The sequence below is a fragment of the Paenisporosarcina sp. OV554 genome (assembly GCF_003058165.1).
Taxonomy (GTDB): domain Bacteria; phylum Bacillota; class Bacilli; order Bacillales_A; family Planococcaceae; genus Paenisporosarcina.
In genome coordinates this window covers 104406-120748 of the sequence record NZ_QBUC01000006.1, presented here as the reverse complement: position 1 = coordinate 120748, position 16343 = coordinate 104406, and the positions used below count along the sequence as shown (strand labels likewise).

17 protein-coding genes are annotated in these 16343 nt (G+C 36.6%); all 17 read left to right on the top strand.

Annotation, left to right across the window (positions count from 1 at the left end; genetic code table 11):
- The first annotated feature begins 18 nt into the window (after window positions 1-18).
- The 17 genes from C8K15_RS07505 to C8K15_RS07425 all read left to right on the top strand — a co-directional run bounded on the left by C8K15_RS07505 (window position 19) and on the right by C8K15_RS07425 (window position 16330).
- Entirely contained in the window at window positions 19-963 is a 945-nt protein-coding gene (locus C8K15_RS07505; RefSeq protein WP_108585805.1) for a thymidylate synthase, read from the top strand.
- Between the two features lie 15 nt (window positions 964-978).
- Window positions 979-1461: a dihydrofolate reductase gene (locus tag C8K15_RS07500; RefSeq protein ID WP_108585804.1), complete on the top strand. Its 483-nt coding sequence runs from the start codon at window positions 979-981 to the stop codon at window positions 1459-1461.
- Window positions 1462-1678: 217 nt separating this feature from the next.
- Entirely contained in the window at window positions 1679-2518 is an 840-nt protein-coding gene (locus tag C8K15_RS07495; protein ID WP_108585803.1) for a DegV family protein, read from the top strand.
- A 58-nt stretch (window positions 2519-2576) separates the two neighbouring features.
- Window positions 2577-3410 carry a GDSL-type esterase/lipase family protein gene (locus tag C8K15_RS07490; RefSeq protein WP_108585802.1) on the top strand — a complete coding sequence of 278 codons (834 nt, stop codon included), beginning with the start codon at window positions 2577-2579 and terminating at the stop codon, window positions 3408-3410.
- 15 nt (window positions 3411-3425) lie between these two features.
- On the top strand, window positions 3426-3998 hold the full coding sequence (locus C8K15_RS07485) for a YpmS family protein (protein WP_108585801.1): 573 nt from the start codon (window positions 3426-3428) through the stop codon (window positions 3996-3998).
- Window positions 3999-4012: 14 nt separating this feature from the next.
- Window positions 4013-4537: a peptide-methionine (S)-S-oxide reductase MsrA gene (gene msrA, locus C8K15_RS07480; RefSeq protein ID WP_108585800.1), complete on the top strand. Its 525-nt coding sequence runs from the start codon at window positions 4013-4015 to the stop codon at window positions 4535-4537.
- A gap of 2 nt (window positions 4538-4539) precedes the next feature.
- On the top strand, window positions 4540-4962 hold the full coding sequence (gene msrB, locus C8K15_RS07475; RefSeq protein WP_199224078.1) for a peptide-methionine (R)-S-oxide reductase MsrB: 423 nt from the start codon (window positions 4540-4542) through the stop codon (window positions 4960-4962).
- A 116-nt stretch (window positions 4963-5078) separates the two neighbouring features.
- Window positions 5079-5309, top strand: a complete 231-nt coding sequence (locus C8K15_RS07470) for a YozE family protein (protein ID WP_108585798.1) — start codon at window positions 5079-5081, stop codon at window positions 5307-5309.
- Between the two features lie 31 nt (window positions 5310-5340).
- Window positions 5341-6111, top strand: a complete 771-nt coding sequence (locus C8K15_RS07465; protein ID WP_108585797.1) for a sporulation protein — start codon at window positions 5341-5343, stop codon at window positions 6109-6111.
- A 68-nt stretch (window positions 6112-6179) separates the two neighbouring features.
- On the top strand, window positions 6180-6884 hold the full coding sequence (gene deoD, locus C8K15_RS07460) for a purine-nucleoside phosphorylase (RefSeq protein WP_108585796.1): 705 nt from the start codon (window positions 6180-6182) through the stop codon (window positions 6882-6884).
- 133 nt (window positions 6885-7017) lie between these two features.
- Entirely contained in the window at window positions 7018-8514 is a 1497-nt protein-coding gene (locus C8K15_RS07455; RefSeq protein WP_108585795.1) for a lmo1851 family serine protease, read from the top strand.
- Window positions 8515-8570: 56 nt separating this feature from the next.
- Window positions 8571-9467: a CobW family GTP-binding protein gene (locus tag C8K15_RS07450; RefSeq protein ID WP_108585794.1), complete on the top strand. Its 897-nt coding sequence runs from the start codon at window positions 8571-8573 to the stop codon at window positions 9465-9467.
- A gap of 6 nt (window positions 9468-9473) precedes the next feature.
- Window positions 9474-9734 carry a hypothetical protein gene (locus C8K15_RS07445; protein ID WP_199224077.1) on the top strand — a complete coding sequence of 87 codons (261 nt, stop codon included), beginning with the start codon at window positions 9474-9476 and terminating at the stop codon, window positions 9732-9734.
- Window positions 9735-9893: 159 nt separating this feature from the next.
- Window positions 9894-10643, top strand: coding sequence for a CAP domain-containing protein (locus C8K15_RS07440; RefSeq protein WP_108585793.1), 750 nt, complete (start codon window positions 9894-9896; stop codon window positions 10641-10643).
- Between the two features lie 680 nt (window positions 10644-11323).
- Window positions 11324-12349, top strand: a complete 1026-nt coding sequence (locus C8K15_RS07435; RefSeq protein ID WP_108585792.1) for a glycoside hydrolase family 15 protein — start codon at window positions 11324-11326, stop codon at window positions 12347-12349.
- Between the two features lie 884 nt (window positions 12350-13233).
- Window positions 13234-15183, top strand: a complete 1950-nt coding sequence (gene glgB / locus C8K15_RS07430; protein WP_108585791.1) for a 1,4-alpha-glucan branching protein GlgB — start codon at window positions 13234-13236, stop codon at window positions 15181-15183.
- Complete coding sequence (locus C8K15_RS07425) at window positions 15173-16330, top strand: glucose-1-phosphate adenylyltransferase (RefSeq protein ID WP_108585790.1); 1158 nt, start codon at window positions 15173-15175, stop codon at window positions 16328-16330. The genes glgB and C8K15_RS07425 overlap by 11 nt, the downstream gene beginning before the upstream one ends.
- The last annotated feature ends 13 nt before the right edge of the window (window positions 16331-16343 follow it).

Here is a 16343-nt window from a genome sequence, read left to right as displayed (position 1 = left end):
TAATAGGGGGATTTCTATATGGAACAATATTTACAATTATGCCAATCTATATTAGCTGATGGAACGGTGAAAAGCGACCGTACAGGAACTGGTACGAAAAGTATTTTTGGCTATCAAATGCGATTTGATTTAAGTAAAGGGTTTCCGTTAGTGACCACTAAAAATACGGCAATGCGACTTATTACTTCAGAATTACTCTGGTTTATTAAAGGTGATACGAATGTTAAAACGTTAATAGCAGAACGTAATCATATATGGGATGAATGGGCTTTTGAAAAATGGGTAAAAAGTGAAGACTATGATGGTCCTGAAATGACGGACTTTGGACGACGTGCTGCACAAGATGAGAAATTTCAACAAATCGTGGATCAACAAATGACTATTTTTAGAGAAAAAATCTTATCAGATATTAAATTTGCTGAAGAATACGGAGATTTAGGTCCGGTTTATGGTCGACAGTGGCGATCTTGGCCCTCAAAGGACGGTCAATCGATTGATCAATTGAAAAACGTGATTGAATCCATTAAACATAATCCTGATTCAAGAAGACATATAGTGACGGCTTGGAACCCATCAGAAGTAGATCAAATGGCACTTCCACCATGTCATACTCTTTTTCAATTTTATGTAGCTGATGGAAAATTATCTTGTCAATTGTACCAACGCAGTGCAGATGTTTTTCTCGGTGTTCCTTTTAATATCGCGTCGTATGCCTTATTAACTCATTTAATTGCAAAAGAGTGTCAATTAGAAGTAGGCGATTTTGTGCATACTTTGGGTGATGCACATATCTATTCGAACCATATGGACCAAGTGAATGAACAGCTATCACGACAACCACGTGAACTTCCAAAACTGACAATTTCTGATGATAAGAAGTCTATTTTTGAATTAGAAACAAGTGATATAACTGTAGAAGGCTACGAACCGCACCCAAGAATTAAAGCACCAATCGCAGTATAGAAAGTAGGGAGAATTATGATTTCATTAATAGTAGTCCATGATCTTAATCGTGTCATTGGACAGAACAATAAAATGCCTTGGCATATTCCTAACGAACTTGCCTATTTTAAAGAAAAAACGATGGGAAAAGCCATTGTTATGGGGCGTAGTACATTTGAATCAATCGGTCGACCTTTGCCAGGTCGTTTAAATATCGTGATTACACGAAATACCTCATATAAAGTTGAAGGAGTGACAGTTGTTCACTCGATTGAAGAGGCCATTGAGGCTGCTAATAACCACCATGAAGAAGTAATGATTATTGGTGGAGAACAAATATTTAAAGAAGTCTTACCGTACGCTGATCTTTTGTATATCACACTTATTGAACACGAGTTTGAAGGCGATACATTCTTCCCTTCTTATGAACAAGAATGGGAAGCCATTTCTACTTCAGAGCAACATACTACTGATAGCGGGATAAAATATACCTATATGCTGTATAAACGAAAGGATTAAGGTGATTCTTTACAAACTTTTTCTTGCCTCTTGGATATTTGCCATTTTCTTTAAGAGAATAGCCACCTATAACCAAACCAAAAAATACGATGAACTTTTAGCTGGATGCCCCAATTATGGCATCCGGTTTTTTTAGTTAAGCTTGCGAAATGCTTATAGTTTACAGAACCTGAACATATTTTTATAATAAAGATATGAGAAGAAGGGTGAGACTGGAATGACAAAAATTCATATCGTAACCGATTCAACAGCAGACTTAACAACAGATCAAATTACACAATATTCGATTCATGTTGTTCCATTATCCATACAAATTGATGGGAAAACATTTATAGATGGAGTAGACGTTCAAGCAGAATCATTTTTAGAGATGATGAGAACATCAAAAGAACTTCCGAAAAGTTCACAACCTGCTGTCGGTGTTTTTCAAGAGCTTTATGATGAACTAGGAAAAAATGGAGACAAGATTATTTCTATACACATGTCAGGCGGAATGAGTGGAACGGTAAAATCGGCTCAAGCAGCTGCTGAAATCACAAATTCAGATGTAACAGTGATAGATTCGCGTTTTATTTCATATGCTTTATCATTTCAAGTAATTGAAGCTGCACAACTTGCACAACAAGGTGCGATAGTTGAAGACATTGTGAATCACTTGGATAAAGTTCGGGGAAATACGAAACTGTTTGTGGTTGTAGATACACTTGAAAATTTAGTAAAAGGTGGACGAATAGGCAAAGGAAAAGCATTAATTGGATCATTACTCTCCATTAAACCAATTGCATCTCTTGAAGGCGGGGAATACACGCCTGTCCATAAAGCAAGAAGTCACAAACAAGTGGTTCAGTATTTATATAAACAATTTATTGAAGACACCACTGGTAAAAAAGTTAAGAATGTTGGGATGTCACAAGCAAATGGCTTTTCGATGTCAGATCCGTTGAAAAAATTGATTGAGGAATCTGGTTTTAATGACGTGAAAGTTGCATTTACGTCACCAATTATTAGTACTCACACAGGAATTGGAGCAATAGGATTTATGTACATGGTGGAATAAAGAATGAAAATGAGCAGGGAGAGATCCCTGCTTTTAATAGTAAGAAGGAGAGAATATAATGAAAAAACAGTTGATACTTGTCATCTTGGTGAGCTCATTCATCTTGACAGGATGTCAATTTGACCTATTTAACCAAACTGACCAGGCACCCCAAAAGGATTTTACAACGAGGCAGTCGCTTAAAATGGAAAGTTTCAAGTTAAATAAAATGTTTATTTCAGAAGAGAAAATAATAGTTGGTCTAGGTGATTCTTTGACTCAGGGTGTAGGAGACGAACGAAAGCTTGGTGGCTATTTGGGTCGTGTAGCTACTGAGATGGAAAAATTCCAAGGTGTAGGTCAAATCGATCTGTGGAATGAGGCCAAGCGAGGAAGAAGGAGTGACCAACTTTTAAAGCAAATTCAATCTGGAGAAATTGATGATTCGATAAAAAATGCAGATATTATTGTCGTGACAATTGGCGGCAATGATATTATGAGAATCGTAAAGCAAGATTTATTTAAATTGCGTGTCGATGCCTTTCAAAATGAATTGCTTGTTTTTGCTAAACGCTATGGCAAAATCATGAAAGAAATTCGCAAGATTAATCCAGATACCCCTGTTATCTTATTAGGGTTATATAATCCCTTTTCAATTTTTACGGATCAAGCAAATGAATTTGACCAAATTTTAGTGAACTGGAATAATGCAATCAATAAAGTAGCTTATAGTGATATTAACGCTTGTTTTGTTCCGGTAAATGATTTGTTTAATTCTAATTCAACAATGGTTTACCATACGGATTTTTTTCATCCAAATAGTAAAGGCTATGAACAAATGGCAGACCGTGTACTAGAATCCCTCAAATCATGCGGTATCAATCAATTAACAAAAGGGGAAATGGATTTTTAAGGAGTTGAATATTTAATGAACCGATGGAAAGTTGCTTTCCTATTACTTATCGCACTATTAATTACCGCAACAGTTATTTTTGTTCTCTGGATTACTTCTCCTTCAGAAAAAACAATCATTCCTGAACCACAAGCAGCTTCCGAGGGGCATGTATTGACGGTTAAGACGACAAAAGAAGATTTTGAAGGTATTGCGAATTCGTACATAATGGATGCAATGAAAACTAGACCTTTACCTGTTACATTAACTATAGAGAACCAAATTCTTTTAAGAACAGAACTCACTATTTTTTCATTTAAGTTACCGGTCATAATGAAATTCGATCCAATGGTTGAGCCAGATGGTAACTTAAGACTGGTTCAAACAGGAGTTGAAGTCGGCAAATTAGAAATCGAACCCGAATACGTGTTAAAATTGTTGAAAGATTCAGTCGCCTTCCCTGATTGGATGATTGTCCGTCCAGATAAAGAGGATGTATATATTGATTTATCACGTATTCCAATGAAATCGGATGTTGAAGTGAGAGCAAAAGAATTCAATTTGGAACAAGATGAAATTACACTTGAAATACTTGTTCCGAATAATTAAAGGAGGTCGTCTAATTGAACTCAGAAAAAGCAACGTTTGCAGGTGGTTGTTTTTGGTGCATGGTTAAACCCTTTGATTCTTATGATGGCATACATGCTGTTGTGTCAGGTTATACCGGAGGGGAATTAGAAAACCCTACTTACGAGCAAGTATGTACAAATGCAACTGGTCATAAAGAAGCTGTTCAAATAACATTTGACCCGAGTGTATTCCCTTATGAGCAACTCGTACAAATGTTTTGGATGCAGATTGACCCTACCGATCCAGGTGGTCAATTCTATGATCGTGGTTCTTCTTATGAAACCGCGATTTTTTATCATAGCGATACTCAAAAAGAAATAGCTGAAGAATCAAAAAAAGCTTTAGAATTAAGTGGTAAGTTTTCTAAACCTATTGTCACTTCTATTTTAGAGGCAAAACCTTTTTATCCAGCAGAACAATACCATCAAGACTATTATAAAAAAAATCCAACACACTACGAACGTTACCAAGTGGGCTCAGGAAGGGCTGGATTCAAACAAAAAATGTGGGGTGAATAACATTGTCAAAAGAAGAATTGAAAAATAAACTTACACCTATGCAGTTTCACGTAACGCAAGAAAATGGTACGGAACCACCTCATCGGAATGAATACGACCAACAGTTTAATGAAGGTATTTATGTGGATGTGGTTTCTGGGAAACCATTGTTTAGTTCTAAAGATAAGTATGATGCAGGTTGTGGATGGCCGAGCTTCACTAAGCCGATAGTAGGCCCAGAAGTGACTGAGCATGTTGATGAATCTCACGGTATGAGAAGAACGGAAGTCAGAAGTAAATCTGCTAACTCACATTTAGGACATGTATTCCCAGATGGTCCCGGTCCGGATGGCTTACGGTATTGCATTAATTCAGCTTCATTAAAATTTATACCAAAAGAAAGATTAGAAGAAGAAGGTTATAGTGATTACGTAACCCATTTCTAATCAAATTAGGCTAAACTCATTTCTTTGGGTTTAGCTTTTTATTATTCTTTTGTTTTTACATCATGCTCAAATTCATGTATATATAGTAAACAACGTTTTTTATATGGAGGAAAATTATGAATCATTCATTTTACAAATACGCACTTACATTTAGAGGTGGACCACTCTCAGACAAAAAAGCTATGTTTGCTGAAGCAATGTTTTATGATTTATCGTTCCCAAAACAATCAAATGATTTTGAAGAGATATCTAGATATATTGAAGAACTAGCGCATGAAGATATGTCCGCAACTATTTTTGACGAAATGTGGTTATTATTTGAAACCAATATGGCTTTCCGACAGTAGAATAGGTAGAACTATTTAAGGAGGAATATAAATGTCGATTTTCAATAAAGTTTTAGCATCTGTTGGGATTGGAAATGCAAAAGTAGATACCAAATTAAGCGATTCAACTTTTATGGTGGGAGAAATGATTTCTGGCGTGACTGAGGTAGTTGGAGGTAACACTTCACAATCAGTTGACTCAATTTATATCAAGGTTTATACAACCTTTGAGCGAGAAGCGAATGACAAAAAGTATACGGATTCAATTGCGATTTATACACATAAAATTACTGAACCGTTTACGATTGGTGAACAAGAGAAAAAAGAATTTACTTTTTCTTTTAATCTGCCACTAAATACACCAGTAACGATGGGGAAAACACGTGTGTGGCTTCAAACTGGTCTAGATATCAAAAATGCTGTAGACCCTGGAGATAAAGACATGATTGAAATTAGACCCAATGCATTTATATCAGCAGGGTTGCAAGCTGCTCAGAATTTAGGATTAAAATTACGTAAAGTTGATTGTGAAGAAGCACCTCGTGCGTACCGAGGAATTACTAAATTTGTTCAGGAATATGAATTTATAGCGACAAGCGGACCGTTTAGAGGGAAATTTGACGAAATTGAATTTTCATTCATTCCTAAAGGATTAGATGAAGTGGAACTCCTGATTCAAGTGGATCGTCGGGTACGAGGGTTAGGAAGTTTATTTTCAGAGGCATTAAATATGGACGAATCGTATATACGTTTAACGTTGTCAAATTCTGATCTATCTACACTTGAGTCAAAAATACGTCAAGAAATTGCGCGATATGCATAACACATTTGCATCTCCTCTTAAAAAACAGTATGATAGTACGGAAATGTTAATAAAGTGAGGGTAAAAAAATGAGTGTTCATATTAATGCAAAAAAAGGCGATATCGCCGATACGATTTTACTACCAGGAGATCCTTTGCGTGCAAAATACATCGCAGAAACGTTTTTAGAAGACGTGGTTCAATACAATGAAGTTCGTAACATGTTTGGATACACAGGAACTTACAAAGGCAAGCGTATTTCTGTTCAAGGAACAGGAATGGGAGTTCCATCTATCTCTATTTACGTAACTGAATTAATGGCAGAATATGATGTTCAAAAATTAATTCGCGTGGGTACATGTGGCTCAATTCACAAAGATGTAAAACTTCGCGACGTAATTATTGCTCAAAGTGCTTCAACTGATTCGAAAATGAATGAAATCATTTTCAATGGTATTAACTTTGCACCAACAGCTAATTTTGACCTGTTATTAAAAGCGTATAATGCAGGAATTGAAAAAGGCTTAAATCTTAAAGTAGGAAATGTATTTACAGAAGACGTATTCTACAATGAGCATGCAGAGCATGAAAAATGGGCTCAATACGGTATCTTAGCGCTTGAAATGGAGTCTTCAGCACTTTATACTTTAGCAGCTAAGTTCGGTCGCCAAGCACTTTCAATTTTAACTGTAAGTGATCACTTATTGACTGGTGAAGTGACAACTTCAGAAGAACGTCAATTAACATTTAACGATATGATTGTAGTAGCATTAGACGCTGCGATTCAAGATTAATCAGTAATAAGTAAAGGCTGTCATCTGTTTTCTGACAGCCTTTTTCTTTCCGTTTAACAGTTTTAAGGGATAAAATATACATAAATAGTGAAGCATATTTTCTAATGTTTTCGAATTGAAAGTGGTGAATGATATGGATGAACAGAAAAAAGATCCTGAACAACAAGTAAATCAGTCAGACCCAGTTCAACATAATGGACCAGCAGGGAAATATATTCGGTTGAAGCCTTTCTTCTTTATCATGCTTATTTTTACTTTAATCTTAAGTACCGCAGGGCTAACGATTTTTGCTTTAACTTTTGGCGAAGATAAAGTAGTTGAAGTAGGTTCTCAAGAAAGACGAGAGTTTCAAAAGCTGTACCAAGCATATGACAAGTTGAATGCTGGATACTACGCAGATATTGATCAAGATTCATTAGTGAATGGTGCAATCAATGGGATGATTGATGCTTTGGAAGATCCTTATTCGGATTACATGAATCAGGATGAAGCTGCCCAATTTGAAGAAAGTATCTCTTCAAGTTTCCAAGGGATTGGTGCTGAAATACGAGAACGTAATGGAATGATTTCAGTTGTGTCACCTATTAAAAACTCACCAGCTGAAAAAGCGGGGATTTTGACAAATGACAATATTATCGCTGTCGATGGTAAAAACATTCAAGGTATGGGTGCATCAGAAGCTGTATTGTTAATTCGTGGTAAAAAAGGAACGGAAGTCACCTTAACCATTCAACGTGGTGAAATGACTGAGCCATTAGAAATTAAAATTGTCCGTGATGAAATACCAATAGAAACTGTTTATGCTAAAATACTCGATGACAAGGTAGCGCATATTCAAATTACAAGTTTCTCACAAAACACATATGATGAATTACTGGCAGCTCTTACTGATATGGAAGAAGCCGGAATGAAAGCGTTGGTTCTCGACGTAAGACAAAATCCAGGTGGACTATTAACATCAGCCATCGATATTTCTAATTTGTTTGTTGAAGAAGGTAAACCTTTGTTCCAAACTCAAGAAAAAGGCAAAAAAGCAGAAATTTTCTTAGCTACCGATGGAAAGAAATTAAAAGTTCCAGTCTCATTATTAATTGATGAAGGAAGTGCTTCTGCTTCAGAAATTTTAGCAGCTGCTATGAGTGAATCTGCTGGAACACAACTTGTCGGATTGAATTCATTTGGTAAAGGGACCGTACAAACAGCAAATGAATTAAAAGATGGATCGAATATGAAATTCACAACTGCTAAATGGTTAACACCTGATGGCAACTGGATTCATGAAAAAGGAATAGCTCCGGATGTGAAAGTGGACTATCCCACATACTCGAAATTGCCATATTTGGATGCATCAATCGAAATTAAAAATGGCGTCTTATCAGATCAAGTTAAAGCTTCAGAAGAGATGCTTACCGCTATTGGCATAGATAGTGGTAAAGTGGATGGATTATTCGATGATCAAACAGAAGCTGCAGTTAAGCAATTGCAAAAAGAAGCGAAACTCAAGGAAACAGGTATTTTAACTGGGGAGACGACTTACGCTTTAATGGACCGCTTACGCTTGAAAATTGAAAAAGATGATCCACAGTTATTAAAAGCTAAAGAACTATTATTAAAAGACTTAGCAAAATAAACAAAAGCTGGCCTGCAAGTTGAGGCCGGCTTTTTTCATAAGAAAGGATGATTAATTTGAAGGATGTTTATTTATTTAGTGGCTTTTTAGGAAGCGGGAAGACATCTTTACTAACTGATACGATCCGTCAATTAAAAGAAAAAGGATTAAAACCTGCTGTACTAATGAATGAGTTGGGGAAACTTCCATTTGATTCACAAGCTGTTGAGGAAGATATACCTTTAAAAGAAATGTTAGAAGGCTGTATCTGTTGTTCCGGTTCTGAGAAAACCGAAGCACAGCTTCAAACTTTATTAACTGGTGAAAATTTTGATGTACTCATTATTGAAACGACAGGTGCAGCTCACCCAGTCGAAGCATTAGACGCTGTCTATTCCCCATTGTTTGCAAAGCAACTGAATGTAAAAGGGATCGTGACGGTCGTAGATAGCATTAGGTGGCTTGATAGACACTTACTGCCGCCACAAATGCGCTCTCTATTTTTAGAACAAATTCGTCATGCCCATCTATTATTAGCAAATAAAATGGATTTATTATCTGAAGCACAACAAGCAAAGGTAACTTTTGAATTACAAAGTTTTAATCCATCAGCTACATTAATTCAAACTTCACATGGTAAATGCCCTTTATCTATTTTAGAGAGGTTGGCAGGTACAGTTAGTGAGAAGGACGTTACCCAAGCTAGGATAGGACAAGAACTTGCATTATCAACACGATTGGTTTCATTTAAGCATGCTGTCGATAAGGACGCTTTTGAAGAGTGGTTACGTACATTACCAACTTCTATCTATAGAATGAAAGGCTATGTCCCTATTAATGGAATTAAAAATCCAATGCTTTTTCAATATTCATATGGGATGGTCCAATGGCTACCTGAATATGTGAAGATGGAGCCAACTATTGTAATCATTGGAGAACAACTCGCGCATCTAAATATTCCCGGAAGTGAGTGATTACTTATGAATGAAATCATTCAAGCATATCAAACCCTATTTCCATTTCGACACACCACTACAACCTTTACTACAAATGAACAACTTGAAGAAATCATTAGACTTGAGTTATTAGATGAGCTAACTCATCCAAGAGTACGTAAAACACCAGAAGAAAAACTACAAATTGCCTATGACAGAATAGAAAATAGCAGTTTATCAGACAATTTAATAATGCAGTTAAAACAGCTTTATATGACTGTCTATAAAAACGTCAATACCTTTTGAGATGAAACATATGGAAATTCCTCTAAAACCACACATTTAGTTATGTCTTGAGTCTGCATTAATAGTACATTTTCGTTTTGATTGGCAGTATTGGTAACGATTAGGTATTTTATTGAGAGATTCAAAAGATAGACTAAGTGGCAGAAGGGGGAATAAAAAATGAAAAAAATGTTACTAGGTTTAACAATGGGAGCGATGGTGTTCTCAGTAAGTCAAGCTACAACAGCAGAAGCATCATATTCTTCACCCACGTGTCAGACACAAAATAGTTTAAATGTGCCTTCACGTATTCAAGTAAAACAGGTGGAATTGAATTCAACCTTAGACAAACAAATGCTAGAAAAACTATATGCACAACTATCAGCTGCAGGATTTAAACTACCAGCAGATAAACCAGCTGCACCAGCTACACCAGCTGCACCAGCTACACCAGCAAAACCAGCTGTACCAGCAAAACCAGCTGTACCAGCAAAACCAGTTGCACCAGCAAAACCAGCTACTGCACCACCTGCAACTCAAAAACCAGGGTCAATTTCAAACATAGAACAACAAGTTCTAACTTTGACGAATCAAGAGCGTGCAAAAAGTGGTTTAAAACCACTTGCTACTGATGCGTTGTTAATGAATTCTGCTCGTGAAAAATCAGCAGATATGAGCAAGAACAACTATTTCTCTCATACTAGTCCAACACTAGGTTCACCGTTCGATCAAATGAAAGCTAAAGGCATTCAATACAAAGCCGCAGCTGAAAACATCGCAATGGGTCAAAAAACGGCGGCAGAAGTCGTTAAAGGATGGATGGAATCACCAGGACATCGCGCTAATATCATGAATGGAAACTACACTCATATTGGTATTGGATACAATGCAAAAGGTAATTACTGGACACAACAATTCATTCAAAAATAAGAAGAGAAAAATAAAATAAGAGAAAACGGTCATCTCATTTTAGAGATGGCCGTTTTTTCTATGCCATTTTCTTTGTCGTTGGAGTTTAAATCACTCTTTCATTCCACAAACTTATTGGCATCCACCTTACGAATGTGAAGAAATTTCGAATTGTTCCTCTGCTGCTTCTTCTTAATCGTGAATCGTATATTTTAAACTTAAACAGCTAACAATGGAATTATGTATGGGAATGTATTCGTTCTTCCAAGAACGTTTTTTTATAAATAGAGGTGAATATTGAGCCTTTGACGGATTCAAACGCCAAAAATTATTAAGAAAAGCGGAAAGATTTGCAGTGGGTCTCCGTTTCTTTCTGATGGGGTATCACATGTAGTACTTGCTAGACTCTTTTACTTGAATTATTAAAAGTATTAACAAGTTTAAGCTATTGCCGATCCATTATATTTAAGTTAATTCACCAAATAATTGTGCAATTTTGAGAATTGAGGCTGCTTGCTTATCGAAAAAAAAATCTTCTACATAAAATATAACTAGTTACCAAATATACCTTTTGTTTGGACTTATATAATAAATTTTAAAATGAAAACGTTTTTATTTAATGAGATGAATAGATGCTGTCTAGAATCAACATAATTGGTTAACGATAATTGTCATGATATAAATTATGGAGGTGTCTGAATATGAAAATTAATGATGCAATTGAGGTTTTAGATCGAATGCGCCTTCCAAATGGTGCTTATACCGCAAGTATTTCACAGGATTATAATTTCGTTTGGATACGAGATGTGGTCTATACAGTTTTACCGTTTTTGCATAGTAGTTCTGAGCGCTATGAAAAAGCGTACCATGCTTTATTTGACCTGTTCAAAAGGTATGAATGGAAAATCGACATTCATCGTGAACAGAAACCGGTTCATCTTTTTGAATATATTCACGCTCGGTATTCCACAGAATTAAAGGAAATCAATCAGGAATGGGGTCATGCTCAGAATGATGCAATTGGCGCCTTCTTATGGGGTGTAGGAGAAGGTGTTAGCAATGGTCGAAAGGTTATTCGCGATGACAAAGATCTTGATATCGTTCAGAAGTTAGTCGAATACCTTGAGTGCCTCCAGTACTGGCAAGCACATGATAATGGAATGTGGGAAGAAAATATCGAGTTGCATGCTTCAAGTGTCGGTGCATGTGTCGCTGGATTGCATTCAGTGAAAATGCTTGTAAACGTGAGAGATGAATTTATCCAAAAAGGAGAAGAAACGTTACGTTTTATCTTGCCAAGAGAAAGCGCAACAAAAGATACCGACTTAGCCTTGCTATCACTTATCTATCCTTATCGAATTGTAGAACGCAAAACGGCCCTTAAGATTATCGAGAGAGTTACTCAACGACTAGAAAGAGAAAATGGCTGTATCCGTTATGAAAATGATCAATACTATAACGAGGGCAGCGAAGCAGAATGGTGCTTTGGATTACCTTGGCTAGGATTATGCTATTTTGAACTAGGTATGTATGATAAAGCGTTTGAGTACGTTAACAAAACAGAGCGTCTAATCCCAGATAACTGGGAAATTCCTGAACTATATATTGGTGGAAAAAATGTCCCAAATGGTAACACCCCACTTGCTTGGTCCGTTTCTCTATCTTATTTATTTTTAAACAGAATGAGCCATACCACTTCTACTCAATTAACAGGAAATGATAAATAATATGTAAACATTCATAAGAGGAGGAAAGTGATTTATTCACTATCCTCCTCTTATTATGCCATGGTGTAACAGATAAACATTTGAAGCACATGAATATCTTTAGCGAATGTTACTGTCCTGAGAACTACATTTTAACTTTATGGATAACCACAAAGTTGCGAGTGCCTGTTTCACTTACTTAATGAGAAGTAAATGACTTTTGATTGTGAAAAATTTACCACTCAATCTGAGGTGTTAATCGCTCAAACACTTCTCACGTGCTATTTAACTTATTGAAACAAATAAAGTATTAAGGACTCCTATCAAAGTGCCTCGAAAAGGTTTTGTTTTCCCTAAGCTACTATTTGAAAGAAGAGTGTTTCAATAGCTTATCAATTTGGTTAATGAGATGCACTTTGAGGTTTCTTTAGATTGAATACATTCGCGTGGAAATAAAGGAAAATCACCAAAATAGAACAAGCAGGAAGTGGCCGAAATATCATCTTCGGCCGAATATCTACTGATAGTTAGCATCGATTCAATAATAAACAAAACAATCCTAACTGTTTGCGGCCAGGTGGTGAGGGAGCGAAGGACGCACATCCGCAGTAGGATGATCTGAAAAAAAGAGAGGTGGGCGAAGTGACGCAGTCACAAGCCCACCTCTTTTTTCTCTAGACCAAGGTGCAGCAAAGGATGCGTCTGAAGTGGGACTGAAACCTAAAACTTGATTGAAAGTCAGTAGGTTTCCATTTAAATTCATCAAGTCTATCTATATTTACTCATATTTCCATAATCTTGACAAAAATCTGCTATTATAAGAGGATTTCAGCAACTTACGACGAATTATAAAATAAGTAATAATAATAAAACAAAAACAAACATAGAGTGGAGGAGGTGTTTGATTGGAAAGTTTGCTAAAGTTGCCGGATCATATACATCCAAGTGATTTTGATATCTATCTTTTCCATGAAGGAACACTGTTTGAAAGCTATAAATTACTGGGGGCACATATATTTTCAGAAAACGGTTTGCAAGGGGTACGTTTTGCCGTCTGGGCACCACATGCAAAACAAGTATCCGTCGTCGGTATTTTTAATAATTGGAATGGATACCAAAATAAAATGGAACGGATAGAACATTCAGGAATTTGGGTATTATTTGTTCCTGAACTTACCCATGGAGACATTTATAAATATGAAGTCACTGGTCCGGATGGACACAAAGAATTAAAGGCAGATCCTTATGCATTTTATACGGAGCTACGTCCTGCAACAGCATCAGTCGTTTACAAGTTAGATAACTACGAATGGCATGATCAAAAGTGGATAGCACAGCGAGTAAAGAAGGATATTTACCACAAACCAATGAAGATTTATGAAGTCCATTTGGCTTCTTGGAAACAAAAGAAAGATGGAGAATTTTATTCGTATCAAGAACTCGCAGAAGAATTAGTCGATTATGCTGTAGAAAACGGCTTTACACATATTGAATTAATGCCTGTGATGGAGCATCCGTTTGATGGGTCATGGGGCTATCAAATCACTGGCTTTTTTTCAGTAACAAGCCGATATGGTACACCTGAGCAATTGATGTATTTTATAGATCAATGTCATCAAAAAGGGCTTGGAGTAATCCTTGATTGGGTTCCCGCTCATTTTTGTAAAGATATCCAAGGTCTTGGTCGATTCGATGGAACTCCTCTCTACGAATCAACAGATCCTTTGCGCGCTGAGCGACCGATCTGGGGGACATATAGCTTTGACTATAGTAAGCCTGAAGTGGTTAGTTTCCTAATTTCTAATGCAATGTTTTGGATGGATGTTTATCATGTAGACGGTTTTCGAGTCGATGCAGTTTCTTCTATTGTTTATTTAAATCATGATAACCCACTTCCAACTAAATTAAAAAATCAGTTTGGTGGAGAAGAAAATGTTGAAGCTGTTCAATTCCTAAAAAAATTAAACGAAACTATTTTCCGAAAGTATCCTAACGCACTCATGATGGCCGAGGAAGCAACTGATTGGCCGCTGGTTACTAGTCCTACGAGTCAAGGCGGGCTTGGATTTAATTATAAATGGAATATGGGCTGGGCTAATGACGTATTAAAATATATGAAGCTTGATGTAAATGAACGTTCAAAGCATCATCAGTTATTGACCTTTTCATTTTTTTACGCATTCTCGGAAAATTATATACTTCCATTTTCGCACGATGAAATGGTCCATGGAAAACGGTCATTAGTCAATAAAATGCCAGGTAATTACTCGCAGAAATTCGCGAATTTACGTCTGCTGTTTGGATATTTGTTCGTTCATCCCGGAAAAAAACTTTTATTTATGGGTAGTGAATTTGGCCAGTTTGACGAATGGAAATATCGAGATGAATTAGATTGGATGCTCTTGGATTTTGACTCACATGCCAATTTCTTTCATTACTTCAAACAATTAAACAAGTTTTATCAAGAAACTAATTCGCTCTGGCGTCTCGATCATGAGCAAGCTGGCTTTGAATGGATTGATGCGGACAATGCCAATCAAAGCGTGATTACGTTTATGAGAAAAGGCAAACGCAAAGGGGAGTATTGCATTGTTGTTTGTAATTTCTCTGCAGATGTTTACCATGACTATCGAATTGGTGTTCCATCATATGGAACCTATTTTGAAGCATTCACTAGTGATGCTGCATCATTTGGAGGATCAAATCAAATAAACAGTAGTCCAATTCAATCATTTAAGTTGCCTCACCATAACCAACCTTGCAGCATGGAAATTACGGTACCACCGCTAGGTATAACAATTCTCAAGAAAAAGACAAAAGCAAGACAGAAGGGAGTCGATTCACATGAAATCTAAAAAATGGGTAGCCATGTTATTAGCAGGTGGTCAGGGGTCAAGACTCGGAGAATTGACTAGTGACTTAGCTAAACCCGCAGTACCATTTGGAGGGAAATATCGGATTATCGATTTTACCTTAAGCAACTGTACGCATTCGGGAATTGATACGGTTGGGGTACTTACTCAATACCGTCCTCATATTTTGAACTCATATATTGGTAACGGTCGTCCGTGGGATCTTGACCGTAATAACGGAGGAGTTTCAATGCTACCACCTTATCAAGGGAAAGATGGTGGTGAATGGTATAAAGGAACAGCCAATGCCGTGTACCAAAATTTTCATTTTATCGATCATAATAACCCAGAATATGTACTTGTGATTTCAGGAGATCACATTTACAAAATGGACTATAATAAAATGCTAGAAGATCATATCGAAAAAGGTGCACATGCGACCATTGCTGTCATAGAAGTACCATGGGATGAGGCAAATCGGTTCGGTATCATGAGTACTAACGATACAGATCAGATTATTGAGTTTGACGAAAAACCAAAACATCCAAAAAGTAATTTGGCCTCGATGGGTGTGTACCTCTTTAACTGGAAACATCTTAAAAAATATTTAACAGAAGACGAACAGGATAGCACTTCAACCAATGATTTTGGTAAGGACATTATTCCAAAGATGCTGGATGATGGTGCGAATTTACAAGCGTATCGATTTACAGACTATTGGAAAGATGTTGGTACGATTGACAGCCTGTGGGAAGCCCATATGGATTTATTGGAAGAACCGTCCGTTTTCGAACTAGGAAACCCTAACTGGCAAATCTATGCTGGGAACGCTAATCATCCCCCGCAATTTATCTCTAAAGAGGCTAATGTGACACAATCCTTAGTCAATGAAGGGTGTTTGGTATTTGGGAAGGTCGAGCATTCTGTACTTTCCTATAATGTACAAGTTGGAAGTGGCACAATAGTAAAAGATTCTGTCATTATGCCAAACGTGAAAATTGGAAAAAATGTCATTATCGAAAAAGCAATTATCGGTAGCGGTACAATTATCGAAGATGGTGCTGTCATTAGTGACCCTAATCAAAGGCTTACATTAATTGGTGAAAAACAACTTATTTCTGCGGAAAGTGCTTTGCTGCAATCTTTATAATTGATGATAATAG